Here is a 25,417-nt window from a genome sequence, read left to right as displayed (position 1 = left end):
CCGAACTGCCCCGTTGCCCCGCGTTGACCCGGCTGTGTCAGCGAGGTGAAGACGCGTGCGGATCTGGTCCGTCGGGGCGTCCAGAAGCAGGTCGGAAGGCCTCCAGGCCGTAGTGTTGTCATCGACAGATTGCAGCATGTGCACAAGCATGTGAACCGGCACAGACGCGGTCACGGACCGCAGCGGAAGTGGGCGATCCCAGCGTGACCCAGAAGGCCGATCCGGACTCGGCGCGCGCCGTCTTCGGTGCGAACGAGTGGCTCGTGGACGAGCTGTACGAGCAGTACCTGAAGGACAAGAACGCGGTCGACCCCGCGTGGTGGGACTTCTTCGAGGGCTACAAGCCCGACGAGGCCACCACGAACGGCGCTCCCGCCTCCACGAACGGCACGGCGGCCAACGGCTCCGCGACGTCGCCGGCACCCACCAACGGCGCAGCTGCCACCGCCCCGGCTCCCGCGCCCGCCCCGGTCCACGCCCAGCCGACCCCGCTCGTCGCGCCCGCGCAGATCCCGCCGCCGCGACCGCAGGGCGCGCACGCCGCCCCGGCGTCGTTCGTCGAGCCGCCCACCACGACCTCCCCGATCGCGACCGCCCAGCCGTCGACGGCCCCCTACGCCGAGGTCGCGCAGCGCCCCCAGCACGAGGACGACGCGGTCGACGAGGCCGCCGACGACATCCAGAAGCTCCGCGGACCCGCCGCCCGCGTGGTCACCAACATGGAGGCCTCCCTCGAGGTCCCCACCGCCACCTCGGTGCGCGCGGTGGCCGCCAAGCTGATGGTCGACAACCGCATCGTCATCAACAACCACCTCGCCCGCGGTCGCGGCGGGAAGATCTCGTTCACGCACCTCATCGGGTTCGCGATGGTGGAGGCGCTGGCCGAGATGCCGGCGATGAACGCCTCCTACACGGTCGTCGACGACAAGCCGAGCGTCCTGACGCCCGCGCACGTCAACGTCGGCATCGCGATCGACCTGGCCAAGCCGGACGGAACGCGCCAGCTGCTCGTCCCGTCGATCAAGAAGTGCGAGACCCTCGACTTCGCCGGCTTCTGGGCCGCGTACGAGGACGTCGTGCGCCGTGCGCGCGGCAACAAGCTGACCGTCGACGACTTCGCGCACACGACGATCTCGCTGACCAACCCCGGCACCATCGGCACCGTGCACTCGGTCCCTCGCCTGATGCAGGGGCAGGGCACGATCGTCGGCGTCGGCGCCATGGACTACCCGGCCGAGTTCGCGGGCACCTCCGAGGAGGCGCTGAACAAGATCGGCGTCTCCAAGGTGCTCACGCTCACCTCGACGTACGACCACCGCATCATCCAGGGCGCGCAGTCGGGCGACTTCCTGCGCATCATCGGCCGCAAGCTGCTCGGCGAGGACGGCTACTACGACCGCGTGTTCGCCGCGCTGCGGGTGCCGTACGAGCCCGTGCGCTGGGTCCGCGAGTCCAACGACCCGGACGGCGAGGCGATCAAGCCGGCCCGCATCGCGGAAGTGATCCACTCCTACCGGTCGCGCGGCCACCTCATGGCCGACACGGACCCGCTCGCCTACCGCCAGCGCAAGCACCCCGACCTGGACGTGCAGACGCACGGGCTGACGCTCTGGGACCTGGACCGCACGTTCCCGACCGGCGGGTTCACCGGCAAGCCGCGCGCCAAGCTGCGCGAGGTGCTCGGCCTGCTGCGCGACTCGTACTGCCGGACCGTCGGGTCGGAGTACATGCACCTGCAGGACCCGCGCCAGCGTCGCTGGCTGCAGGAGCGCCTGGAGTCCGGGTATTCGCGCACCCCCCGCGAGGACCAGCTGCGCATCCTGCGCCGCCTGAACTCGGCCGAGGCGTTCGAGACGTTCCTGCAGACCAAGTACGTCGGCCAGAAGCGGTTCTCGCTCGAGGGCGGCGAGTCGGTCATCGCGCTGCTCGACGCGATCCTGTCCAAGGCGGCCAACAACGGTCTCGACGAGGTCGGCATCGGGATGGCCCACCGCGGGCGCCTGAACATCCTGGCCAACATCGCCGGCAAGTCCTACGCGCAGATCTTCCGCGAGTTCGAGGGCAACCAGGACCCGAAGTCGGTCCAGGGCTCGGGCGACGTGAAGTACCACCTGGGCACCGAGGGCACGTTCGTCGCCGAGTCCGGCGCGACGACGTCGGTCTACCTGGCCGCGAACCCGTCGCACCTGGAGGCCGTGAACCCGGTGCTCGAGGGCATCGTGCGCGCCAAGCAGGACCGGATCGACCTGGGTGGCGACGGGTTCTCGGTGCTGCCGATCCTGATCCACGGTGACGCGGCCTTCGCCGGCCAGGGCGTCGTCTTCGAGACGCTCAACCTGGCGCAGCTGCGCGGGTACCGCACCGGCGGCACGATCCACGTCATCATCAACAACCAGGTCGGCTTCACCACCGGGCCCTCGTCGTCACGCTCCTCGCAGTACGCGACCGACGTGGCCAAGGGTCTGCAGGTGCCGATCTTCCACGTGAACGGCGACGACCCCGAGGCGTGCGTCCGCGTGGCCGAGCTGGCGTTCGAGTACCGCGAGCAGTTTGACCGCGACGTCATCATCGACATGGTCTGCTACCGCCGCCGCGGCCACAACGAGGGCGACGACCCCTCGATGACCCAGCCGCTCATGTACAACCTCATCGAGGCCAAGCGCTCGGTGCGCAAGCTCTACACCGAGACACTCGTGGCGCGCGGAGACCTGACGATCACCGACGCCGAGCAGGCGCTGCAGGACTACCAGAACCAGCTCGAGCGCGTGTTCGCCGAGACCCGCGACGACGGCTACGCGCCGCCGGACCAGGCGGTCAAGGGTCTGGAGCGGCCGGAGTCGCAGCTCGAGGACGCCGGCGTGATGGTCGGCTGGAAGACCGCGGTCGACGCGGGCACGCTCGAGAAGATCGGCCGGGCGCACGTGCGGCCGCCCGAGGGCTTCACGGTCCACCCGAAGCTGGCACAGCTGCTGGCCAAGCGCGAGCAGATGACCCGTGACGGCGGCATCGACTGGGGCTACGGCGAGCTGCTCGCGTTCGGTTCGCTGCTGGTGGAGGGCACCCCCGTCCGGCTCGCCGGGCAGGACTCGCGCCGCGGCACCTTCGTCCAGCGCCACGCGGTCATGCACGACCGTGAGACCGGTGCCGAGTGGACGCCGCTGCTCTACCTGTCGGCGGACCAGGCGAAGTTCTGGGTCTACGACTCGTCGCTCTCCGAGTACGCCTGCCTCGGCTTCGAGTACGGCTACTCGGTCGAGCGCCCCGACGCGCTGGTCCTGTGGGAGGCCCAGTTCGGCGACTTCGTCAACGGAGCGCAGACGATCATCGACGAGTTCATCTCGTCGGCGGAGCAGAAGTGGGCGCAGAGCCGTCGGTCGTCCTGCTGCTTCCGCACGGGTACGAGGGCCAGGGACCCGACCACTCGTCGGCCCGCATCGAGCGGTTCCTGCAGCTCGCGGCCGAGGACAACATGGTGATCGCGCAGCCGTCGACGCCCGCGTCGCACTTCCACCTGCTGCGTCGCCAGGCGTACGACCGCCCGCGCAAGCCGCTCGTCGTGTTCACCCCGAAGTCGATGCTGCGGCTCAAGGCCGCCTCGTCGCCGATCGAGGAGTTCACGTCGGGAACGTTCCGGACCGTGATCGGCGACGAGCTCGCCGCCGCGAAGGCCGGCCAGGTGGACCGCGTGCTGCTCTGCTCGGGCAAGGTCTACTGGGACCTGCTCGCCGAGCGCGTGAAGTCCGGTGACGAGCACACCGCGATCGTCCGCATCGAGCAGCTCTACCCGCTGGACGGCGAGGCGGCGCGTGCCGCGATCGAGCCGTTCCAGGACGCCGAGCTGGTCTGGGTGCAGGACGAGCCCGGCAACCAGGGGCCGTGGACGTTCCTGTCCATGCACCTGCCGCAGCTGCTCGGCCGCACCCTGCGCGTGGTCTCCCGGCCGGAGTCGGCGTCGCCGGCCATCGGCTCCGCCAAGAAGCACGCGGCCCAGCAGGCGTCGTTGGTGCAGACCGCCTTCCAGCGCTGATCTTCACGACGAAGGCCGCATCCGCCCGGGATGCGGCCTTCGTCGTGCCCGGCCTCCGTCAGCCGACCGGGCTCAGGGCGAAGGTGCGCCGGTAGGCCTGCGGGCTGGTGCCGAGCGTCCGAGCGAAGTGGTGCCGCAGAACGGCCGCGGTACCGAAGCCGCACAGCCGCGCGATCTCCTCGATGCTCGCGTCCGATCGTTCGAGCATCTCCTGCGCCCGCACCACCCGCTGTCGGGTGACCCACGCCGCGGGCGTCGTCCCGGTCTCCGCCCGGAACCGGCGGGCGAACGTGCGCTCCGAGACGAACGCGCGAGCGGCCAGGTCCGGCACGGTCAGGTCGGTCTCGAGGTTCTCCACCATCCACGCGAGCAGCGGCGCGAGCGTGTCGGCGTCGCAGGGCAGCGGGGTGTCGACGAACTGCGCCTGACCGCCGTCGCGGTGCGGCGGCACGACCATCCGGCGGGCCACGGCGGAGGCCGCTGCGGCCCCGAGCTCGCGACGGATCAGGTGCAGGCACGCGTCGATGCCCGCCGCCGTGCCGGCGCTCGTGATCACGCGGTCGTCGTCGACGTACAGCACGGCCGGGTCGATCTGCGCGGCCGGGAACCGGCGGCGGAGGTGCTCGCTGTGCATCCAGTGCGTCGTGCACCGGCGACCGTCGAGCAGACCGGCCTCTCCGAGCGCGAACGCGCCGCTGCAGATGCTGAGCACCCACGCCCCGCGCTCGTGGGCGGCCCGCACGGCGTCGAGCACCGCCGGCGGGACGGGCCCGGTGTCGCCGTACGCGGGGACGATGACCAGGTCGACGTCCGCCGTGGCGTCGAGACCGTGGTCGACGGTGATCGAGTACAGACCGCCCTTCGTGGTCACCAGGCCCGGCGTCTCCGCGCAGACGACGAAGTCGAACGACGGGCCGCCGGTGTCGGCGCGGTCGATGCCGAACACCTCGCAGGCGACCCCCAGCTCGAAGGGCGCGACGTTGGGCAGGACGATGGCGGCGACGGACCGGAGCATCCCCCCAGCATGCGGAACCGTGTGGCAGAAAGTCAACGCCTCAGCAACTTCTGCCACACACGACGGCCGGCTTAACGCTCCCACGGTCGAGCTCCAGCCGCCCCGGGGCGCCGAGATCGTCAGGTTCCGACGACATCGTGAGTCGCAACCAACGATGTCGTCGGAACCTGACGACCTCGAGCCGGACCGGGCCGGGATGCGACAGGCCCGGCGATGAACCGGGCCTCGTCGCGGTCCCCTGAGACACTGGGGGCGCGGTCGTCGGTGACGGTCGCGCGACCGGTCGGACGACGAGAGGTGACGCACGTGGGCGAAGCTGCCGCTGAGGTTGGCGGTGGTCGGCGACGAGCCGTGGCCGGCGCGGGCGACCCTAAGGCCCTGGGCTGGCTGGGGCGTGTGGCCGCCCGGACCCACACCCCGGACCCGCTGGTCGCCATGGCGCTCGCGGTACCCGGCGAGACGAGCACGGCCCTCGGCGCCCGGTGGGACGACGAGGTGACGCGCAGGTTCTCCCCCGACGCCGACAACCGGCTGGTCGTCGCGCTCGGCCGCGCCGACGTCGCCGCGGGCCTGTCGCTCGCCCGGAGCAGGCTCAACCTGGCCAACATCCTCGACGTGGCCGAGCAGCGCCGGATCCCCGCGTTCGTCGTCGGGCCGCCTCCCGGGAGCACGGCGGACGGCGAGAAGCTGGGCGACCTGTCAGCGGCGTTCGCCGACGTCGCCACCCGGCGTCGCGTGCCGTTCGTCGACACGTTCACCCCGCTCGCCGCGCACGAGCAGTGGCTCGGCGACCTCGCCGCCGGCGACGGCACGCTGCCCGGCCAGGCGGGCTACGGGCTCATGGCGTGGCTGGTGCTGCACACCGGGTGGCACGCGTGGCTCGGCCTGCCGGACGACGGCGCCTGACCACCACGGGTCCCAGAGGGTCAACGCAGCGTCCCCCGCACGGCCGTCAGGGCCGTGTCGAGCACGGTCCGCAACGTGTCGACCGTGAGCTGCTCGACCTTGCCCTGCGCGTTCGCCTTGCGCAGGTCGGCGCGGATCTCGTCGCGGAACCGCTGGATCATCACCTCGGCGTCGACGAGCCGCACGTGCGAGACGCTCCGGGCATCCGTCGCCCCCGACGGCGCGTGCGGTACGGCCTCGGCCCGGGCGCGCTGGGCGGCCGCCGCGAGATCCGCACGCAGGCCTCGCATCGAGCCGCTGACGTCGTCGCGCACCTGGGCGGCGCGTTCGCGGACGGACTCGGCGATCCCCTCCTCGAGCGACGCGAGGTCGCCGCGCCGCGCCTCGAGTTCCGCGCGGCCGGCGTCGGTGAGCGCGTACGTGCTCTTGCGCTCCTCGTCGACGCGCACCACCAGACCCTCCTCCTCGAGCCGGGCCAGGCGCGGGTAGACGGTGCCGGGGCTCGGGCGGTACGTACCGCCGAACCGGTCCGAGAGGTCCGTGATCAGCTCATAGCCGTGCTTGGGCCCGGACTCCAGCAGGGACAGCAGGTAGAGCCTCAGCTTGTCCGTGGGCGAAGACCGGCGCCATCATCAGGCCACCCCGTCGGCGACGCCGGAGCCGCGCAGGACGGTCACGTGCCCCGAGACGGTGCTGGCCGACACGAAGCAGGCGCCGTCGCCGTTGCGCAGGTCCAGCTTGCGGTGCCCCGGGGACGAACCCTTGTACTCCTCGCCGTCCACGACGAGCCGCCCGGACACCGACTGCGCCTTGACCTGCACGCCCTTGCCCTGCGGGAGTCGGACCGTGACGTCACCGGAGACGGTCGAGGCGGTCACGCTGGACGTACCGGAGTAGATGTCGAGGGTGAGCGAGCCGGACACGGAGTTGGCCTGGACCAGGCTGAGCTCGCCGGACGCGGCCAGCTCGCCCGACACCGAGTTGAGCCGCAGGTCGCCGCTGTGGTCGCGCACGACGATCTCGCCGGACACGGTCTTGGCGCCCAGCCGACCGCGCGTGCCGTCGGTGATGAGCGTCCCCGAGACCGTGGACACCGAGGCATCCTCGACGATCCCGGCGAGCAGGCCGTCGGCGCTCACCGTGCCGACCCGGGCCTGCACCTCGCGCGGCACGGCGATGTGCACGTCCGCGCGGTCCTTGCCGCGGAAGTTGCGCATCCGCTCCAGGAAGCCCTCCCAGCCGCCGAGCGTGAACTGGTACCCGATGCGCAGCTCGCCGCCCGACAGCGTGATCTCCAGGGGGCGCCCGTCGACCGCGTGCACCTCGATGCGGGCGCCCGGCCCGTCGTGCGCGACGACGTCGACGCGTCCCCCGGCCAGCTGGACCTGCAGGCTGCTGATCGCCTCGATCTCGATGATCTGCGGGCCGGCGACGACCCATGACTCGGTTGCCATGACGCTCTCCATTCGCGATATATCTCGTTCCGGAAAACACGTTATATCGCGTCTTGCGAGAAGGCAAGCCGGAGCGTGGTCGGGAGTGGCGGCGGTGCGCGACGCCCGTCCGGTTCGTCGTCGCGACCCGGCCGGACGGATGGGCTCGGACGCGAACGAGCCCGGGACCCTCGTACGGGTCCCGGGCTCGTCGGCTCGAAGCTTCGGTGGAGCTCGCTCGAAGCTCGGTCAGACTTGGGTCAGCTGACCAGGCCCGCCTGGCGCAGCTCGACAGTGAGGTCGTGGGGGCTGGTCGACGCCGACAGGGCCTCGTCGAACGTGATGATGTCGTCGCGGACCAGCTGGAACAGGTGCTGGTCGAAGGTCTGCATCTTGTAGAAGTCGCCGTCGCGGATCAGGTCGATCAGCGGGGGCGCCTCCGACGGGTCGAGGATGGCGTCGCGCGTGCGGCCGGTGTTGATCATGACCTCGATCGCGGGGCGGCGACCGGCGCCGTCGGCCAGCCGGACCAGACGCTGGGAGACGATCCCGCGCAGGGACTGCGCCAGCGCGATGCGCACCTGCTTCTGCTCGTGCGGCGGGAAGAAGTCGATGATGCGGTTGATCGTCTCGGCCGCGTCGATGGTGTGCAGCGTGGACAGGACGAGGTGTCCGGTCTCTGCCGCGGACAGCGCCGCGCGGACGGTCTCCACGTCACGCATCTCGCCGACAAGGATGACGTCGGGGTCCTGCCGCATGGCAGCACGCAGGGCGACCGTGAAGTCGGCCGTGTCCTGACGGACCTCGCGCTGCGAAACGATCGCCTTCTTGTCCTGGTGCAGGATCTCGATCGGGTCCTCGATCGTGACGATGTTGACCTCTTTGTAGGTGTTGATGAGGTCGACCATCGACGCGAGCGTCGTCGTCTTGCCGGAACCGGTGGGGCCTGTCACCAGCACGAGCCCGCGCGGCTCGAGCGCCAGCTGGCCGATCACCTCGGGCAGGGCCAGGTCACCCAGCGCCTGAGCGCCGACGGCGACGCGCCGGAAGACCATGCCGTAGGTGCCGCGGGCCTGGTACGCGTTGACGCGGAACCGGCCCACGCCCGGCACCGAGTACGCGAAGTCCGCCTCGTGGTTGGTGCGGAAGTGGTCCACCAGGTCGTCGGGGATGACCTCTTCGAGCATGCGCTCGGTGTCCGCCGGCTTGAGGTCGGGCACCTGCAGCTTGCGCAGGCGGCCGTCGACCCGGACGCGCGGTGCAGAGCCGACCTTGCAGTGCAGGTCGGAACCGCCCGTGCTCGCAAGGGCGTGCAGGAACGGGATCACGGACTGTGTCGGCTGGCTCACCCCGTAGTCATCGGACGAGTGTCCACGTGACTTGAGGGTCAGGGCGGGCGATCAGGTGTGGGATCATGGAGCGAGCCCGACGCCAGCAGCGTCGATATCCGAGGAGATCCCATGAGCAAGCGAGGCCGCAAGCGTCGTTCCCGCAAGGGCAGCGCCGCGAACCACGGCAACCGTCCCAACGCCTGACGGTACAGATGAGGCCCGGTGCACGAGCACCGGGCCTTCTTTGTGCCCGCAGGGGCTCAGTCCAGGGTCGTCGTGACCCGCATGATCGTCAGCTGCTCGTGGATCCGTACGCGCAAGGTGTCCGGAGCGACCTCCTGGCAGCCACGACGCACCAGGTTCTTCACGACGACCTCGACGTCGTACTCGTCCAGGCAGCCCTGGCACTCGGCCAGGTGAGCCCGCACGACCTCGGTGTCGGGCGCCTCGAGCTCGGCGTCCAGGTACTCCCACAACCGGTCCAGGGCGTCGGTGCAGTTGTTCCCGCACGACCCGGCCTGCAGCGCGGCCGGCAGCGTGACCGACTCGTCCCACTCGTTCATCACGGCACCTCCGGCGTGGTGGGGGCCGCGGCGACGAGGCCCCGCCCACGCGCATAGTCCGACAACATCTCGCGGAGCTGGGCTCGCCCGCGGTGCAGACGGGACATGACCGTCCCGATCGGCGTCCCCATGATCTCGGCGATCTCCTTGTACGCGAAGCCCTCGACGTCGGCCAGGTACACGGCGATGCGGAACTCCTCCGGGATGCGCTGCAGCGCGTCCTTCACGTCGGAGTCAGGCAGGTGGTCGAGCGCCTCGGCCTCGGCGGAGCGCAGGCCCGCCGACGTGTGCGACTCGGCGCGGGCGAGCTGCCAGTCCTCGATCTCCTCCGACCGGGACTGCTGCGGCTCGCGCTGCTTCTTGCGGTAGGAGTTGATGTACGTGTTGGTGAGGATCCGGTACAGCCACGCCTTGAGGTTGGTGCCGGGGCGGTACTGGTGGAACGCGGCGAACGCCTTGGCGAACGTCTCCTGCACCAGGTCCTCGGCGTCCGCGGGGTTGCGCGTCATGCGCAGGGCAGCGCCGTACAGCTGGTCCAGGTAGACCAGTGCCTCTGCCTCGAACCGCTCGGTGCGGGCCGCGTCGTCCTCGGCCTCGGGGGCGCGGTGGGTGTCCTCGCTCATCGCGGTCGAGCCTAGTCCCGCGACGCCGCGGACACCGACCGGCGTGGGCCACGCCACAGGGCGATCCTTGGGGTCTGCGGGGACGCTCGAGGCCCAACCGGTCGGGGCGGACGTCGTGGGTCGCGTCTCGAGGGTGGCGCAGCCATGGGAGGCACAACGGCGCAGGCCCGCGTGCCATTCCCCACCCCGTCCCACCTGCGGCACCACCGGCCCGCAGGCTTCGCCTTCGCACCGGTCCGGCACTAGCGTGGCGGCATGACGACCATCTCGGACGACTCCACCTACCTGCGGCTGCTCCGCGAGCAGATCGGTCACGAGTTCGACGCCCACCAGCAGTACGTCGCGATCGCGGTCTGGTTCGACGGGCAGGACCTGCCGCAGCTGGCCGCGCACTACTACCGGCAGGCCCTCGAGGAGCGCAACCACGCGCTGATGATCGTGCGCTACCTGCTGGACCGGGACCTCGCCGTCGAGATCCCCGCCGGGAGCCCCGTGCGCAACGACTTCGCCAAGGTCACGGACCCGATCGCCCTGGCGCTGGCCCAGGAGCAGCAGGTGACCGCACAGATCGAGGCGATCTTCCGGGCCGCCCGTGCCGAGAACGACGCGCTGGGCGAGCAGTTCCTGCTCTGGTTCCTCAAGGAGCAGGTGGAGGAGGTCGCCTCGGCGACGACGCTGCTGACGGTCGCCACGCGTGCGGGCGACAACCTGTTCGACCTGGAGAACTACGTCGCCCGCGAGCAGGTCGGTGACGGTGGCGTGTCCGCCGACGCACCGACCGCTGCGGGCGGGGCCCTGTGAGGAGACCACCCGTGCTGCTTCGCCGCGTTGCCCGCCCCCTGTTCGCCTCGTGGTTCGTCGCCGAGGGGCTCGACGTCGTCCGCCATCCGTCGTCGCACGCCGCGCAGGCCCAGGGCGCACTGACCACCCTGCTCGGCCGGCTGCCTGCGCAGGTCCGGCAGGGGCCCGCAGGCGAGGTGATCGGCTACGAGCTGTCCGACCGTCAGCTGGCCACCGTCGTCCAGGTGCACGGCGCGGCGCTCGCCGGCGCCGGGATCCTGCTCTCGCTCGACAAGCCCCCGGACGGCGGCGTTCGCGCTGGCCGTCCTGACCGCTCCCCTGGTGCTGGTGAACCTGCCCCGCAGGAAGGGCACCGAGAGCAAGCCCGAACGCCAGGCGCGCCGTGAGCGGTTCGTCCGCGCGCTGGCGTTCACCGCCGGCGCCGTGCTCGCGGCCGCCGACCACGAGGGCCGCCCGGGCCTGGCCTGGCGGGTGCAGAAGGCGCGCCTGGAGCGGTCGGAGGCCCACTAACCTGGGTGCCATGACATCCGCACCCCCCGTCGACCTCTGGTCGGCGCCGGTCACGGCGGGACCTCTCGACGCGGTCGTCGAGGTCCCCGGCTCGAAGTCGCTGACCAACCGCTACCTCGTGCTCGCCGCCCTCGGCGACGCGCCCGGCCGCCTGCGCGGGGCACTGCGGTCGCGGGACACGCGCCTGATGGCCGCCGCGCTGGGTGCACTGGGCACGGTCGTGCACGAGGACGGCAGCGACTGGTCGGTCACGCCCGGTGCGCTGAGCGGCGGGACGACGATCCACTGCGGCCTGGCCGGCACGGTCATGCGGTTCCTGCCGGCGGTGGCCGCCCTCGCCGACGGACCCGTGCGGTTCGACGGCGACACCTCGGCCCTGGCCCGCCCGATGGGTCCCGTCCTGACCGCGCTGCGGACCCTGGGTGTGCGCATCGAGGAGCACGGCGAGCCGGGCCACCTGCCGTTCACCGTGCACGGGCGCGGAGCGATCACCGGCGGGCAGGTCGACATCGACGCCTCCGAGTCCAGCCAGTTCGTCTCCGGCCTGCTGCTCGCGGCGGCCCGGTTCGAGCGCGGCCTCACGCTGCGGCACACGGGTCGGACGCTGCCCAGCCTCCCCCACATCGAGATGACCGTCGCGCTGCTGCGGGAGGCCGGCGTGGAGGTCGACGACTCGCGGCCCGCCATCTGGCAGGTGGCGCCGGGCCCGATCGCCGGCCGCGACGTGCGCGTCGAGCCGGACCTGTCCAACGCGGCGCCGTTCCTGTGCGCGGCGATGGTGGCCGGCGGGTCGGTCAGCGTGCCCGGCTGGCCGTCGCGCACGACGCAGCCCGGCGGGCTGCTGCCGGGCATCCTCGAGCGGATGGGCGCGCGCACCGTCCTGGACGGTGACGTGCTCACCGTCACCGGGACCGGCACCGTCCGCGGCGTCGATCTGGACCTGCACGCCGCGGGCGAGATCGCCCCGACGATCGCCGCGCTCGCCGCGCTGGCCGACTCCCCCACCCGGCTGCGCGGCATCGCCCACCTGCGCGGCCACGAGACCGACCGGCTCGCGGCCCTGGCGGCGGAGATCACGCGCGTCGGCGGGCAGGCCGAGCAGACGTCCGACGGCCTGGTCATCACGCCGCGCCCGCTGACCGGAGCCGTCTGGCGGACGTACGAGGACCACCGGATGGCCACCGCGGGCGCCCTGATCGGGCTGCGCGTGGCGGGCATCGAGGTCGAGGACGTCGCGACGACGGCCAAGACGCTGCCCGACTTCGTCGGGCTCTGGTCGGACATGCTGCTGGGGACCCGGGCGCCGGCCTGATGGCTCAACGGCGCTACGACGAGCGGGACGTCCGCATCCGTCCCGGTCGAGGCTCGCGCCCCCGCACCAAGCAGCGTCCCGAGCACGCCGACGCCGAGTCCGCGCTGGTCACAGCCGTGGACCGTGGTCGGTACGCCATCCTCGTCGACCCCGACGGCCCCGACGAGCGCGTCGCGATCGCCATGAAGGCCCGCGAGCTCGGTCGCGACCGCGTGGTGCCCGGCGACCGCGTCGACATCGTCGGCGACACCTCCGGCGACGAGGGCTCGCTGTCGCGGATCGTGCGCATCCAGGAGCGCAGGACGGTCCTGCGCCGAACCGCCGACGACACCGACCCGGTGGAGCGGATCATCGTCGCCAATGCCGACCAGCTGGTGATCGTGACCGCGCTCGCCGACCCCGAGCCGCGCACCCGCATGATCGACCGCTGCGTCGCCGCCGCCTACGACGCCCGGATGGACGCCCTGCTGGCGCTCACGAAGGCCGACCTGGCCGACCCCGCGACGCTCGTCGACATGTACGCGCCGATCGGCGTGCACGTCGTGGTGAGCAGCCGTGGCGACGAGCGTGTGATCGAGGGGCTCGACGCCATCCGCGAGGCTCTGGACGGGCGCACGTCGGTGCTCGTCGGCCACTCCGGGGTGGGCAAGTCGACGCTGGTCAACGCGCTGGTCCCGGGCACCGGCCGCGCGGTCGGCGTGGTCAACGACGTGACCGGCCGCGGGCGCCACACCTCCAGCCCGCGGTCGCGCTGCGGGTGCCCGGCACCCGCGAGCCCACGTGGGTCATCGACACCCCGGGCGTGCGGTCGTTCGGGCTCGCGCACGTCGACCCGCAGCACCTGCTCGGGGCGTTCGCGGACCTCGCCGCCGTCGCGGAGGACTGCCCGCGCGGGTGCACCCACGCGGACGACGCGCCCGACTGCGGGCTCGACGACTGGGTGCGGGACTCCACCGACGAGGGCACGCAGGCCGCCCGCGCGGCGCGCGTCGAGTCGTTCCGGCGCCTGCTGGCGAGCCGTCTGGGCACCGGCGAACCCGAGCAGCGGGAGACCGCGCGCCCCTGACGTGCGCGTCTGACCAGCACGCTAGCGTGGCAGCCATGAGCATTCGTCCCGGGTACGACGACGACCTGCGCCTCGCCCACGTCATCGCCGACCAGGTGGACTCGATCACCATGGCGCGGTTCAAGGCCCTCGACCTGCGTGTGGAGACCAAACCCGACCTGACGCCGGTGTCCGACGCCGACAAGACGGCCGAGGAGGTCATCCGCGGTCAGCTGTCCCGGGCGCGGCCGCGCGACGCGGTGCACGGCGAGGAGATGGGCGACACCGGCCACGGGCCGCGACGGTGGGTGGTCGACCCGATCGACGGCACCAAGAATTTCGTCCGCGGCGTGCCCGTCTGGGCCACCCTGATCGGGCTCCTCGACGGAGACCAGGTGGTCCTCGGCCTGGTCAGTGCACCCGCGCTCGGTCGTCGCTGGTGGGCGGCCGTCGGGTCCGGCGCGTGGACCGGCAAGTCGCTCGCCGCGGCCACCCGCCTGCAGGTCTCGAACGTGGAACGCCTCTCCGACGCGTCGCTCTCGTACTCGAGCCTGTCGGGGTGGGAGGAGCACGGGCTCCTCGACCCGTTCCTCGACCTGACCCGGCGCACCTGGCGCACCCGGGCCTACGGCGACTTCTGGTCGCACGTGCTGGTCGCGGAGGGCGCGGTCGACCTGTCCGCGGAGCCGGGAGCTCGCGCTGCACGACATGGCCGCGCTCGTGCCCATCGTCACCGAGGCGGGCGGCACGTTCACGTCGATCCGCGGCGTCCCGGGCCCGTTCGGCGGGTCCGCGCTGGTGTCCAACGGCCGCCTGCACAGGGCCGCGCTCGACGTGCTGGACCCGCTGCCGCAGGCTTGACCGCATGAGCAGCACCGACGACCGGGCCGCCCGCGCGGCGTCCTTCCAGACCGGCGCGGCCGTGTACCGCGCCACGCGTCCCAGCTACCCCGACGAGGTCGTGCGCTGGTCCGTGCCCGCCGACGCCCGGGACGTCCTCGACCTCGCCGCCGGGACCGGCAAGCTCACCGAGCGGCTGGTCGCGTTCGGGTTCCGCGTCGTCGCCGTCGAGCCGTCGGACGCGATGCGAGCCGAGCTGACCGCGTTGCTGCCCTCGGTCGACGCCCGTCCCGGAACCGCCGAGCGGATGGACCTGCCCGACGCGTCCGTCGACGCCGTGACCGTGGCGCAGGCGTGGCACTGGGTCGACGCGCCCGCCGCAGCGCGAGAGATCGCCCGCGTGCTGCGTCCCGGCGGCCGCGTGGCGCCGGTCTGGAACATCCGCGACGAGTCGGTCGACTGGGTGGCCCGCTGGACCGAGATCGTGCACCGCGGCGACACCCTCGGCGGGACGCTCCGGTACGACGAGCCGGAAGCTCGGCGACGTCTTCACCCAGCCCGAGCACGCCACCTTCCACTGGACGGACCGCCTGCGCGCCACCGACCTGCGCGTGCTGGCCGCCAGCCGCAGCCATCTGCTGCTGCTTCCCGACGACGAGCGCGAGGCGCTGCTCGACGAGATCGACGAGCTCGTCGCGACCCACCCCGACCTGCGCGGCCGCGACGTGATCGACGTCCCGTACCGCACGGAGTGCTATCGAGCCCACCTGCGGTAGTGCAGGCCCGCGGCCCACCACAACCGGTCAGGGTGGTCTCGGCGAAAGAACGGGGACGGTCGGCCCTCGGCTAGAGCCCCAGGGCGTCCGGCAGGTCGTCGAGCGACGAGACGACGAGCACCCCGGCGGCCCCGATCTGGGCCTCGGTCACCGGCAGTCGGCGGGCGCCCGGCCGGTCCAGCCAGACGCCGAGCAGGCCCGCGCGACGGGCAGCCGCGGCGTCCACGTCGAGCTCGTCGCCGACGTAGACCGTGCGGCCGGGCTCGGTGCCGAGCAGGCGGCAGGCCTCGGCGAAGACGCGGGGGTCGGGCTTGCCGAAGCCGAGGGTGTCGACGGAGACGAGCAGCGGGACGCGGTCGGCGAGGCCGGTGCGTTCGAGCTTGTCGCTCTGGTAGGCGGACGCCGCGTTGGTGAGGGCGCCCACGTGCAGCCCGGCGTCGAGGATCCGTGCCAGCGCGGTGGCGACGTCGTCGTGGGCCGACCAGGCGGACCGGAAGGTCGTGTCGAACACCGCGTCCCACGCCGTGAAGCCGTCGTCGTCGAGGGCGGGTCCGCCGAACTGGGCGTGCAGCTCGTTGGCCCGGGACATCCGCTGCTCCCGCACGCTGACCTCGCCGCGGGTGTAGCGGCCGAAGTGGTCGTTCGCGTCCGCGCGCCAGAAGGTCAGGATCTCGGTGTCCCGGTCCGGCGGCACGTCCGGCAGGTACTGGCGCGCGATCGTCGCCAACGCGGTGCTGAAGGCTCCCCGGGTGTCCACCAGGGTGTCGTCGATGTCGAACAGGACGCCGTCGACAGCTCGGGTGCTCACCGCGTGAGGTTACTTCGAGGGATCAACCGGCCGTCCAGCCGATCACGGACCGTCGGTGGTCGCACCGGGCGACGTCAGGACGCGGGCCGCGCTGGCGTGGCCCGCGACGCACGCGCTCTCGAGGTCTCGGCGGACGACGAACGACGCGAGGAAGCCCGCGGCGAACGCGTCGCCGGCGCCGGTCAGGTCACGGACGTCGGCCACCGGCGGCACGGGGACCTCCACGCTCGACCCGTCCGGCAGGTGCACGACCGTGGGATCGCCGCCGGCCTTGACGACGATCGTCGTGCGTGGCGACACGGCCGGGCCCAGGAGCGCGGCCTCGGCGCCGTTCGCGAGGAGCAGGTCGGGGGCCAGGTCGGCGAGCAGGGCGCGGAACGCGGCGACGCCGTAGTGCGTGAGCATCCCCGTCGAGGACGCGTCGACCGAGACGAGGATCCCCCGCTGCCGGGCCTGCCGGACGGCCGTCTGGACGGTGGCGGCGGTCGGGCCGCCCTCGAAGGAGTACGCGGGCACGTGCAGCACGTCGAGCCCGTCGAGCCACGCCGGCGGGATGTCGTCGAGCAGCGCAGACGCCGCGCGGTCGGGGAACATCGTGCGCTCGCCGGTCTCGTCGATCAGCAGGACGACCGTGCCGGTCCGGCCGGCCCGCTGCACGCGCACGTCGACACCGGCCGCCGCGAGCTGGGCGACCAACGCGTCGCCCGGCGCGTCCGGCCCGACACAGCCGAGGAACCTCGTCGGCACCAGGCCCGCCGCGAACCGCGCGACGTTGGCGCCGCTGCCGCCGGGCGTCCGGAACACCCGGGCGCGGGCGTCGGTGCCGTGCCGCAGAGGCTCGGCGAGCCAGACGACGACGTCCTCGACGAGGTCGCCGGTGACGCCGAGGACCACGTCCTCAGCCCGCGAGAGCCGTGGCGACGCGGCCACCGAGCGCCACGTTGCCCCGGTACACCTCGACGTTGACCTCCAGGCTGCGGCCGCCGGTGTCGCGCTGTATGAAGTCGAGCAGGAACGGCGTGGTGGCGTTGCCCGTGACGCCCTCGGCCGCGGCCTGGGCCCAGGCGCGCTCGAGGATCGCGTCGAGTTCCGCCGGCGGCAGCTGCTTGTCCTCCGCGACGGGGTTGGCCAGCAGGATCGCCTGCGGCAGGCCCAGCGCGTCGCGCGCCTCGATCACCGCCGCCACCTGCTCGGGGGTGTCCACGGAGTAGACGATCCGGTGGCCGGAGTCGGAGACGTAGAAGCCCGGGTAGCGGGTGGTGCCGTAGCCGAGCACGGGGATGTTGAGCGTCTCGAACCGCTCGAGCGTGGCCGCCACGTCGAGGATGGACTTCACGCCCGCGCTGATCACCAGGACCGGCGTGGCGGCGAGCGTCGTCATGTCGGCAGACTCGTCGAACGTCTCCGCTGCGCCGTGGTGCACGCCGCCGAGGCCGCCGGTCGAGAAGACGCGGATCCCCGCGTGGTGGGCGAGGAACGCCGTCGCGGCGACCGTGGTCCCGCCATGGAGCCCGAGCGCGATCGCCACGGGCAGGTCGCGCAGCGAGACCTTGTCGATGCCGTCCGTGTAGGCCAGGTCGGAGATCTCCGGGGTGCTGAGCCCGACCGTCGGGACGCCGCGGTAGACGCCGATGGTCGCGGGGACCACACCCTGCGCGCGCAGACCCTCCTCGGCCTCCAGGGCGACGTCGAGGTTGCGTGGCCGGGGCAGGCCGTGCGTGAAGATCGTCGACTCGAGCGCGAGGACGGGCCGCCCGTCGCGGATCGCGTCCGTGACCTCGTCGGACACCCGGATCGTCGCCATCAGACTGCCTCGCGCAAGGCCGTCAGGCGCGCCAGCGTCGCGGTCCGGCCCAAGATCTCCATGGACTCGAACAGCGGCGGCGAGATCCGCCGACCGCTGAGGGCCACGCGCAGCGGCGTGAACGCGAGGCGGGGCTTGAGGGCGAGCCCGCCCTCGTCGACCAGGGCCGCCTGCAGCGCGGCCTGCGTGGCCTCGGTGGTGAAGCCGTCCTCCGGGAGCGCCGTGAGCGCGGCGACGGAGGCGTCGAGCACGGCCGGCGTCTCGTCGCGTAGGGCGCCGCGCGCGTCGTCGGCGATCTCGAGGGCGTCGTCGGCGACGAACAGGAACCCGAGCATGCCCTCGACCTCGCCGAGCAGCGTGATGCGCTCCTGGATGAGCGGTGCGCCCGCGTCCAGGAGCGCGCGGTGCTCGACCGACAGGTCCGCGTAGGAGTCGGCCGGGACCAGGCCCGCGCGGTGCAGGTAGGGCACCAGGCGGTTCCTGAAGTCGTCGGGCTCCAGCAGGCGGATGTGGGACGAGTTGATGGCCTCGGCCTTCTTCTGGTCGAAGCGCGCCGGGTTGGGGTTCACGTCGACGACGTCGAACGCGCCCGTCATCTCGGCCATCGTGAAGATGTCGCGGTCGGGGCCGATCGACCAGCCGAGCAGCGCGAGGTAGTTGAGCAGGCCCTCGGGCGTGAAGCCGCGGTCGCGGTAGTGGAACAGGTTCGACTCGGGATCGCGCTTGGACAGCTTCTTGTTGCCGTCGCCCAGCACGGACGGCAGGTGGCCGAACGTGGGCATGACGGTGGCCACGCCCAGCTCCAGCAGGGCGCGGTAGAGCGCGATCTGGCGGGGGGTCGAGCTCAGCAGGTCCTCGCCGCGCAGCACGTGCGTGATGCCCATCAGGGCGTCGTCCACCGGGTTGACCAGCGTGTACAGCGGCTGGCCGTTGGCGCGCACGATGACGAAGTCCGGCACCGAGCCGGGCTGGAACGTGATCTCGCCGCGCACCAGGTCGGTGAACGTGATGTCGTCGTCGGGCATCCGCAGGCGCAGCGTGGGCTCGCGCCCCTCCGCCCGGAAGAACGTCTTGTCCTCGTCGGTGAGGTCGCGGTCGGCGCCGTCGTAGCCGAGCTTCGGGTCGCGGCCGGCCGCCCGATGGCGTGCCTCGATCTCCTCGGGCGTGGAGAACGACTCGTACGCGTACCCGACCTCGACCAGCCGGCGCACGACGTCCGTGTACAGGTCGGAGCGCTGCGACTGCCGGTAGGGCTCGTGCGGGCCGCCCACCTCGACGCCCTCGTCCCAGTCCAGGCCCAGCCAGCGCAGCGCGTCGAGCAGCTGCTCGTACGACTCCTGCGAGTCGCGCGCCGCGTCCGTGTCCTCGATGCGGAAGACGAACGTGCCCCCGGTGTGGCGCGCGTACGCCCAGTTGAACAGCGCCGTGCGGATCAGGCCGACGTGCGGCGTCCCGGTGGGCGACGGACAGAAGCGGACGCGCACGGTGGAGCCGGCGGGAGCGGTGGAGGTCACGGGCTCCAGATTAGTGCTCAGCCGTGGGCACCCAGACTCAGTGCCGGCGCAGCACGGGGTTGCGCAGCGTCCCGATCTCCTCGACCTCGACCTCGACGATGTCGCGGTCGACGATCGGGCTCACGCCGGCCGGGGTGCCGGTGAGGATGAGGTCCCCGGGGAGCAGCGTGAACACCTCGGAGACGTACGCGACGAGGTAGGCCGCGTCGAAGATCATCTGCGACGTGCGGCCGTCCTGCTTGAGCTCACCGTTGACCCGGGCGCGGACGTACAGGTCGTCGACGTCGAGGCCGGGCACGATCCACGGGCCGATCGGGCACGAGCCGTCGAAGCCCTTGCCACGGGTCCACTGGCTGTCGGCGCGCTGGACGTCCCGGGCCGTGACGTCGTTGGCGACCGTGAAGCCGAACACATGGTCGAGCGCACGGTCGGCGGTCACGTCCTTGGTGACCTTGCCGATGACGATGGCCAGCTCGGCCTCGTGCTCGACGTGCTCGGTCCAGTCGGGCAGGACGATGGGGTCGTCGGGACCGATCACGGACGTGTTGGGCTTGAGGAAGAGCAGCGGCGCGGCCGGGACCTCGTTGCCCAGCTCGGCAGCGTGCTCGGCGTAGTTGCGCCCCACGCCGACGATCTTCGACCGCGGGATGACCGGTGCGAGGAGACGGACGCTGTCGTCGTCCAGCCGGATCTGCTCGCCGGTGGGCTGCACCGGCGTGTAGAGCGGGTCGCCCGTGATGACCACGAGCTCCTCGGATCCGGCGGGACCGTCGACCAGGGCGTAGCGGGGGTCTCCCCCGGTGGTGAACCTCGCGATGCGCACGCCTCAGGATAGTCGGACGCCGGAACGCTCGAGGTTCCCGCCCGGGGCGGGACGCCCGTCGCGCGAGCTGACGAGACCGACCTCAGGCGCGCGCGAGCACCTCGCCGTGCAGCACGGCGAACCAGCCCTCGGGCTGCTCGCCCCACTCGCGCCAGGCGTCGGCGAGCAGCTCCAGGCCGACCTCGTCGGCGAGGCCGTGCGCGATGGCCTGTGCCGCGAAGTTCGAGGCGACGGACCGGTCGGCCCACAGCCCGGCCCACCAGGTGCGGTCCTCCGGGGTGGCGTAGCACCAGACACCGGCGCTGGGCACGATGCCGGCCGGGTCGAACCCGGCCTCGCGGACCCAGGCCAGCAGCCGACGCCCGGCGTTGGCCTCCGCGCCGTTGGCCTGCGTGACCTCGTGATAGAGCGCGAGCCAGTCGTCGAGCCCGGCCGACGGCGGGTACCAGGTCATGCCGGCGTAGTCGGCGTCGCGGACCGCGACCAGGCCGCCGGGACGCGTGACGCGTCGCATCTCCTGCAGCGCGGCGATGGGGTCGGTGAGGTGCTGCAGGACCTGGTGCGCGTGCACGACGTCGAACGCGTCGTCCTCGAAGGGGAGCTCGTAGGCGTCGGCCACCTGGAAGCTCACGTTCGCGGCGCCCGCGTCCGCCGCGGCCTTCTGCGCGATCTCGATCACGGTGGACGACGTGTCCACCCCGACCGCAGAACCGGCGCCCAGACGGGCGGCCAGGTCGATCGTCACGGAGCCCGGGCCGCAGCCGACGTCGAGCAGGCGCACCCCGGGCACGAGCGCCGGGAGCAGGTACGCGGCGGAGTTCTCCGCGGTGCGCCAGCGGTGCGACCGCAGGACGGACTCGTGATGTCCGTGGGTGTAGACGTCGGGGTGTGCCGGAGAGTTCACATCGAACTCTAACCATCTGGGCGGGTCCGATTTCAACAACCGGAACAAAACGTTTCGACATACGAGATTCGCGCCTGCCCTACCATCCACGGATGCGGCGGATCGTGGGCATCGACGTGGCACGGGGCCTCGCCGTGCTCGGGATGATGACCGCGCACGTCGGACCGGACGACCACGGCCCGGTGCCTCCGGGTGGCTTCGCCCAGCTCGCCGACGGGCGCCCGTCGGCTCTCTTCGTCGTGCTGGCGGGCGTCTCGCTCGCGCTCCTGTCGGGCGGTGCGCGTCGTGTGGTCGGCCGCGCGATGACGCGGGCGCGGGTGCGGGTGGTGGTCCGGGCGCTGCTCGTGCTCGTGCTCGGTGTGCTCCTCGTTGCGCTGGGCACGCCGGTGATCGTGATCCTGCCGACCTACGCCGTCCTGTTCGTCGCGGGGAGCGCCACGCTCGGCTGGTCGCGCCGAGCGCTCGTGGTGGCAGCGGTGGCGTTCGCGGTCCTCGGTCCGCCGCTCGCCCGGTGGATCGCGCCCGACGCGCCCGACCAGAACACGCCGCTCGGCCTGTTCGTCGGGCCCGAGTACCCGGCCCTGATCTGGATGTCGTACCTGCTCACCGGGTTGGCGGTCGGCCGCTGCGACCTGCGGTCCCGCCCGCTGCGACGGGCGGGCGTCCTGCTCGGCGCCGGGCTCGTCGTGCTCGGGCATGGAGGCGCCTGGCTCGCGGGCCACGTGAGCACGTGGCCGACAGACCTCACCACGAGCGCGCCACACTCGTCGAGCACCTTCGAGGTGGTCGGCAACACCGGCGTCGCGTTCCTGGTCATCGCGGCGTCCCTGGCCGCGGGCGAGCGCTGGCCCCGGGGGGTTGCCCCGCTGGCCGCCGTAGGCGCCCTGGCCCTGACCGCGTACACGGTGCACATCGTCGTGATCGCGATCGTCGGCGACTCCGTCGTCTACGACCCGACCGTGCTCGGCTGGCTCGCGTTCCTCGGCGTGACCGTGGTCGCGTGCTGGACCTGGGCGAGGTTCCTCGGGCGCGGACCGCTGGAGCAGGTCATGCACGAGGTGTCGACGAGGGCAGCGGACGCACCCGTCGGCTAGGCGCACTCCCAGATGACGGACTCCGCATCCGAGCGCAACGCCAGCAACCACTCCCCCGTCGGGCCCTGGAGCGCATACAGAGCCCGGGCCGCGAGGAACGCCTCGTCGGTCAGGTACGGGTATCCGGCGGCGGCGCCGATGACGAGGTCCTCGCCTTGCACCGGATAGCCCCAGGAGTGGCTCTCCTGCCACCCGCGAACTGTCAGGGACAGCGGGTTGCCGCCCTCGACCGGCACGAAGACGGGCTGGCCCTGGGCCGTGTCGCCCGCCTGCCGCCACTGCGCGGCGACATGGTGGACGTCGCGCGAGAGTGTGGCGTTGAGGCACGCGGGTGCGCCCGGAGACACGCTGGAGCGGGTACCGCGCGTATCCCCCGTGCCGTCGTAAGCCGGCACGGGTTCATCCCCGTGGCGCCAGACGATCGACCCGAAGTCACCGCCCGGCGCGTCCTCGGCCGCAAGCGCCACCGTCGAACCGAACGGCGTCGTGAGCGCGTACCGGAAGCTCGTCACCTCCGCTCCGTAGGACTCCAGCTCCTCGGTCACGAGCGACATCGCGCCCATCGTCCGCACCGTTCGCAGCACGGGCGGTTCGGCTCCCGAGAGTGCCCCCGCATCGCCGTAGAGGTAGTCCGGGAAGTACGTCCAGCTCGTGGTGGACGTCGTCGTGACCGCGTAGCCTCCGCCGAGGTCGATCGAGCGCGGCAGCGTGTAGGTGTCGTAGAACGTGGCCTCGTCACGGACGACGCCGGCAGCGGTCGCGGTGCTCGGCGGCGCGCACGGATCGGTGGTCCGCGCGCTGGGGCACGCGATCAGCCGCACGCCCGCGGTGTCGATCTCGTAGAGGCCGGTGACCGTGGCGGGCCCGGGCCCCTCCTGCACTCCCACGGTGATGTAGATCGGGGTCCCCGCCCGCTGTCCCACGAGGAACGCGGTGTCGGCCGAGCCCGACCCGACCAGGACGTCCTTCACCTCGGGGGCAGGCACCGGCGTCTGCCACACCTCGCCCGTGCGGGGCTTGGACAGCCGCGCGATCACCGTCTCGTCGTCGATCGACGCGGCCCGCGTCGGTGGTCCGACGGGGGTGGGCGCCGGTGTGCTGCTGGGTGCCGCCGTCGGCGTGACGCTCGGCGCGACGGTCGGCGTCACCACCGGCACCACCGGCTCCGGGGTCCCGTGGTTCACCCCGATCCACAGGCCCACGCCGATCACGCCGACGACGCCGACGCCCGCCACGGACTCGGCCGTGCGGCGGACGATCCGGCGCCGACGGACTGCCGCCCGCACCCACTGCAGGCGGCCGCGCTCCAGGGCGGGCGCGGCGCCTTCGATCTGGCTCGACGCCTGGCTCAGCAGGGCGTGCAGCTCATCGCTCATGGCGCACCTCCGTCGAGCCGAGCGTCCGCACCGAGATCCGCTCCACCGGGGGCGCAGTGCTTCCCAGGACGGCGTTCAGGCGGGCGAGCCCGTCTGACGTGTACCGCTTCACGGCGCCCTCGCTGAGCCCGAGCACGGCCGACGTCTCTGTCACAGACAGATCCTCCATCTGGCGCAGCACCACGCAAGCACGCTCCCGGGGGCTCAGGGTCGCGAGCGCCCGCACCACGTCCGCGCCCGGCAGCAGATCGACCTCCGCGGTCGCCATCGGCGCTTGCGCCGCCGCGCGCGCCAGCAGACGCGCCTCACGCGTGCGGCGCCGACCCGCATCGACGGCCCGCGAGGCGATCGCTCGCCGGACGTAGGCCTCGGCCTGCTCGACCGACCCGAACCGTGCCCGGCTCGAGAACGCGGCGATCAACGACTCCTGCACCAGGTCCTGCGCGTCGGCCGGCGACGCGGACACCAGGGTCGCGTGCGCGACGAGGCGTCCGTAGCGCTCACGCGCGACCTGCTCCAGCAGGTCCTCCCACGTCGTCACCGCTCCCCCGTCTGTGGTCCTCCACCCGTACAGCGACAGTCGGGCCGTCCGACGTTGGGGTTGGTGCGGGTGAAGTTACGCGACGAGCGCGAGGATCGCGAAGACCACCGCGAGCGCCGGAAAGAATCCCTGCGTCGCGGCGGCCCGGGCCATGCGTCTGTCCGCGCTGATCAGGACCACGGCGGCGGCGAGCATCGAGCCGCAGCCGAACAGGACGAGCGCCAGGCCGACGTCGTCGCTGCCGGCGAGCGCGACGACCACGCCCACCAGCGTGCCGACCGCGAGGAAGAGGTTGTAGAAGCCCTGGTTGTAGGCCCACGGCTTGACGGCGGGCACGTCCAGCGCGGGTGTCCGGAACCGCGCGTGCACGTCGGGCCGCTCGAACAGGACCGACTCGTACGCGAAGAACAGCACGTGCAGCAGGGCGGCGAGCACGGCGAAGACCGAGGCGGCAATGAGCATCGGGCCAGTCTGCCTACCCTGGAGACATGACCACCAGTGCGCCGAGCCGGGGCGCCGTGCTCGATCTGGCCACCTGGCAGATGCTGGCCGACGAGCACGCCGCGCGCGCCGACGCCTTCACGGCCGGTCGTCGCGCGCGCCGGTCGCGGCACGAGAAGCACGCGATCGAGGACTTCCTGTTCGAGTACTACCCGGTCTCACCGTCGGCCCTGCGCCGCTGGCACCCGGGAGCCGGCGTCGCGCTCGCGCCCGGTCCTGTACCGCACGCGGAGTGGCGCTGGTACGTCACGGAGCCCGACGGGTCCGTCCGGCTGGACGTCGACGCCTACGTGGCCGAGCGCGGCGACACGCTGCGCTTCGTCGCGGACCTGCTGCGCCGGACGGCGTCCCGGCCCGCGTTCACCGGCTGCTTCGGCCTGCACGAGTGGGCGATGGTCTACCGCGAGCGCGACGACGAGCATCGGCACCCGCTGCCGCTGCGCCTGGGCTCCGCCGGCACGGACGCGGTCGTCGAGTCGCACCACATCCGCTGCACCCACTTCGACGCCTACCGCTTCTTCACGCCCGACGCGGTCGACCGCAACGCCCTTCGACCGACCCGTGCCAACCAGGTCGAGCTGGAGCAGCCCGGCTGCCTGCACGCCGGCATGGACGTCTACAAGTGGGCCACCAAGCTCGGTCCGCTCGTGCCCGGCGACCTGCTGCTGGACTGCTTCGAGCTCGCGAGGGAGATCCGGACGCTCGACATGCGGGCTTCGCCGTACGACGTGTCGTCCTACGGGCTGGAGCCCGTCGCCATCGAGACACCCGAGGGCAAAGCGTCGTACGCCGTTGCGCAGAAGGGCTTCGCCGAACGGGGCAACGCGCTGCGAGAACGACTACTCGGCGTCTGTGCGCTCGTCTGACCCG

At 72.3% G+C, this 25,417-nt stretch carries 22 protein-coding genes and 4 pseudogenes; 11 read left to right on the top strand and 15 right to left on the bottom strand.

Features of this window, described 5'->3' with window-relative positions; translation table 11 throughout:
• Positions 1-203 precede the first annotated feature (203 nt).
• A pseudogene (locus tag AC38ZX_RS05470) lies at positions 204-4,027 on the top strand (multifunctional oxoglutarate decarboxylase/oxoglutarate dehydrogenase thiamine pyrophosphate-binding subunit/dihydrolipoyllysine-residue succinyltransferase subunit).
• Between the two features lie 58 nt (positions 4,028-4,085).
• Here the strand turns inward: AC38ZX_RS05470 and AC38ZX_RS05465 are convergent.
• Positions 4,086-5,042 (bottom strand): GlxA family transcriptional regulator, encoded by a 957-nt coding sequence (locus AC38ZX_RS05465; RefSeq protein ID WP_426594877.1) that lies wholly within the window; start codon positions 5,040-5,042, stop codon positions 4,086-4,088.
• Between the two features lie 322 nt (positions 5,043-5,364).
• Here AC38ZX_RS05465 and AC38ZX_RS05460 point away from each other — a divergent pair.
• Positions 5,365-5,948 (top strand): annotated as a pseudogene (locus tag AC38ZX_RS05460) (GDSL-type esterase/lipase family protein).
• 20 nt (positions 5,949-5,968) lie between these two features.
• Here AC38ZX_RS05460 and AC38ZX_RS05455 read toward each other — a convergent pair.
• The 3 genes from AC38ZX_RS05455 to AC38ZX_RS05445 form a co-directional block, all read right to left on the bottom strand.
• Positions 5,969-6,493 carry a PadR family transcriptional regulator gene (locus AC38ZX_RS05455; protein WP_491297309.1) on the bottom strand — a complete coding sequence of 175 codons (525 nt, stop codon included), beginning with the start codon at positions 6,491-6,493 and terminating at the stop codon, positions 5,969-5,971.
• A gap of 87 nt (positions 6,494-6,580) precedes the next feature.
• On the bottom strand, positions 6,581-7,402 hold the full coding sequence (locus AC38ZX_RS05450; protein WP_426594874.1) for a DUF4097 family beta strand repeat-containing protein: 822 nt from the start codon (positions 7,400-7,402) through the stop codon (positions 6,581-6,583).
• 239 nt (positions 7,403-7,641) lie between these two features.
• Positions 7,642-8,730, bottom strand: a complete 1,089-nt coding sequence (locus AC38ZX_RS05445) for a type IV pilus twitching motility protein PilT (protein WP_426594873.1) — start codon at positions 8,728-8,730, stop codon at positions 7,642-7,644.
• Between the two features lie 111 nt (positions 8,731-8,841).
• Between AC38ZX_RS05445 and AC38ZX_RS05440 the strand changes: the two genes are divergently transcribed.
• Complete coding sequence (locus tag AC38ZX_RS05440) at positions 8,842-8,916, top strand: 50S ribosomal protein bL37 (protein WP_155859599.1); 75 nt, start codon at positions 8,842-8,844, stop codon at positions 8,914-8,916.
• A 56-nt stretch (positions 8,917-8,972) separates the two neighbouring features.
• On the opposite strand, the gene rsrA is transcribed toward AC38ZX_RS05440, so the two are convergent.
• Together rsrA and AC38ZX_RS05430 are read right to left on the bottom strand one after the other, a co-directional pair.
• Positions 8,973-9,275 (bottom strand): mycothiol system anti-sigma-R factor, encoded by a 303-nt coding sequence (gene rsrA / locus AC38ZX_RS05435; RefSeq protein ID WP_426594872.1) that lies wholly within the window; start codon positions 9,273-9,275, stop codon positions 8,973-8,975.
• Positions 9,275-9,955 carry a sigma-70 family RNA polymerase sigma factor gene (locus AC38ZX_RS05430; RefSeq protein ID WP_491296613.1) on the bottom strand — a complete coding sequence of 227 codons (681 nt, stop codon included), beginning with the start codon at positions 9,953-9,955 and terminating at the stop codon, positions 9,275-9,277. The genes rsrA and AC38ZX_RS05430 overlap by 1 nt, the downstream gene beginning before the upstream one ends.
• Before the next feature lie 198 nt (positions 9,956-10,153).
• On the opposite strand from AC38ZX_RS05430, the gene AC38ZX_RS05425 reads away from it, so the two are divergent.
• From AC38ZX_RS05425 to AC38ZX_RS05400, 6 genes and pseudogenes are all read left to right on the top strand, one after another.
• The gene (locus AC38ZX_RS05425; protein ID WP_426594870.1) at positions 10,154-10,699 is read left to right on the top strand and encodes a ferritin; all 546 of its coding nucleotides are present in this window, start codon (positions 10,154-10,156) and stop codon (positions 10,697-10,699) included.
• 11 nt (positions 10,700-10,710) lie between these two features.
• Positions 10,711-11,085 (top strand): hypothetical protein, encoded by a 375-nt coding sequence (locus AC38ZX_RS05420; protein WP_491296612.1) that lies wholly within the window; start codon positions 10,711-10,713, stop codon positions 11,083-11,085.
• Between the two features lie 134 nt (positions 11,086-11,219).
• On the top strand, positions 11,220-12,521 hold the full coding sequence (gene aroA / locus AC38ZX_RS05415) for a 3-phosphoshikimate 1-carboxyvinyltransferase (RefSeq protein WP_491296611.1): 1,302 nt from the start codon (positions 11,220-11,222) through the stop codon (positions 12,519-12,521).
• Positions 12,521-13,587, top strand: a pseudogene (rsgA, locus tag AC38ZX_RS05410) (ribosome small subunit-dependent GTPase A). Before aroA ends, rsgA begins: the two are co-directional and overlap by 1 nt.
• A 35-nt stretch (positions 13,588-13,622) precedes the next feature.
• A pseudogene (hisN, locus tag AC38ZX_RS05405) lies at positions 13,623-14,427 on the top strand (histidinol-phosphatase).
• Between the two features lie 4 nt (positions 14,428-14,431).
• Positions 14,432-15,256, top strand: coding sequence for a class I SAM-dependent methyltransferase (locus AC38ZX_RS05400; RefSeq protein WP_491296610.1), 825 nt, complete (start codon positions 14,432-14,434; stop codon positions 15,254-15,256).
• Here AC38ZX_RS05400 and AC38ZX_RS05395 read toward each other — a convergent pair.
• The 6 genes from AC38ZX_RS05395 to AC38ZX_RS05370 form a co-directional block, all read right to left on the bottom strand.
• Entirely contained in the window at positions 15,253-15,990 is a 738-nt protein-coding gene (locus AC38ZX_RS05395; RefSeq protein ID WP_491296609.1) for an HAD family hydrolase, read from the bottom strand. The two genes, AC38ZX_RS05400 and AC38ZX_RS05395, sit on opposite strands and share 4 nt — an antisense overlap.
• 42 nt (positions 15,991-16,032) lie before the next feature.
• On the bottom strand, positions 16,033-16,920 hold the full coding sequence (locus AC38ZX_RS05390) for a carbohydrate kinase family protein (protein WP_491296607.1): 888 nt from the start codon (positions 16,918-16,920) through the stop codon (positions 16,033-16,035).
• Positions 16,889-17,794, bottom strand: coding sequence for a pseudouridine-5'-phosphate glycosidase (locus AC38ZX_RS05385; RefSeq protein WP_491296606.1), 906 nt, complete (start codon positions 17,792-17,794; stop codon positions 16,889-16,891). The genes AC38ZX_RS05390 and AC38ZX_RS05385 overlap by 32 nt, the downstream gene beginning before the upstream one ends.
• Entirely contained in the window at positions 17,794-19,308 is a 1,515-nt protein-coding gene (gltX, locus tag AC38ZX_RS05380; protein ID WP_491296605.1) for a glutamate--tRNA ligase, read from the bottom strand. The genes AC38ZX_RS05385 and gltX overlap by 1 nt, the downstream gene beginning before the upstream one ends.
• A gap of 37 nt (positions 19,309-19,345) precedes the next feature.
• A complete protein-coding gene (locus AC38ZX_RS05375; protein ID WP_426594860.1) occupies positions 19,346-20,131 on the bottom strand; it encodes a fumarylacetoacetate hydrolase family protein in 786 nt (261 codons plus the stop codon).
• A gap of 82 nt (positions 20,132-20,213) precedes the next feature.
• Positions 20,214-21,035: a methyltransferase domain-containing protein gene (locus tag AC38ZX_RS05370; protein ID WP_426594859.1), complete on the bottom strand. Its 822-nt coding sequence runs from the start codon at positions 21,033-21,035 to the stop codon at positions 20,214-20,216.
• 92 nt (positions 21,036-21,127) lie between these two features.
• Here AC38ZX_RS05370 and AC38ZX_RS05365 point away from each other — a divergent pair, with 92 nt between their 5' ends.
• Complete coding sequence (locus tag AC38ZX_RS05365; protein ID WP_491296604.1) at positions 21,128-22,129, top strand: acyltransferase family protein; 1,002 nt, start codon at positions 21,128-21,130, stop codon at positions 22,127-22,129.
• Here AC38ZX_RS05365 and AC38ZX_RS05360 read toward each other — a convergent pair.
• From AC38ZX_RS05360 to AC38ZX_RS05350, 3 genes are all read right to left on the bottom strand, one after another.
• Positions 22,126-23,505: a hypothetical protein gene (locus tag AC38ZX_RS05360; RefSeq protein WP_491296603.1), complete on the bottom strand. Its 1,380-nt coding sequence runs from the start codon at positions 23,503-23,505 to the stop codon at positions 22,126-22,128. The genes AC38ZX_RS05365 and AC38ZX_RS05360 overlap by 4 nt on opposite strands.
• Positions 23,495-24,046 carry an RNA polymerase sigma factor gene (locus AC38ZX_RS05355; RefSeq protein WP_426594856.1) on the bottom strand — a complete coding sequence of 184 codons (552 nt, stop codon included), beginning with the start codon at positions 24,044-24,046 and terminating at the stop codon, positions 23,495-23,497. The genes AC38ZX_RS05360 and AC38ZX_RS05355 overlap by 11 nt, the downstream gene beginning before the upstream one ends.
• A gap of 75 nt (positions 24,047-24,121) precedes the next feature.
• Entirely contained in the window at positions 24,122-24,508 is a 387-nt protein-coding gene (locus AC38ZX_RS05350; RefSeq protein ID WP_491296601.1) for a DUF1304 domain-containing protein, read from the bottom strand.
• Positions 24,509-24,534: 26 nt separating this feature from the next.
• On the opposite strand from AC38ZX_RS05350, the gene AC38ZX_RS05345 reads away from it, so the two are divergent.
• Positions 24,535-25,413, top strand: a complete 879-nt coding sequence (locus AC38ZX_RS05345) for a 3-methyladenine DNA glycosylase (protein WP_491296599.1) — start codon at positions 24,535-24,537, stop codon at positions 25,411-25,413.
• Positions 25,414-25,417: the final 4 nt, after the last annotated feature.

Source organism: Cellulomonas sp. McL0606 (genome assembly GCF_058248365.1).
This window is presented reverse-complemented; position numbering and strand designations above follow the sequence as displayed.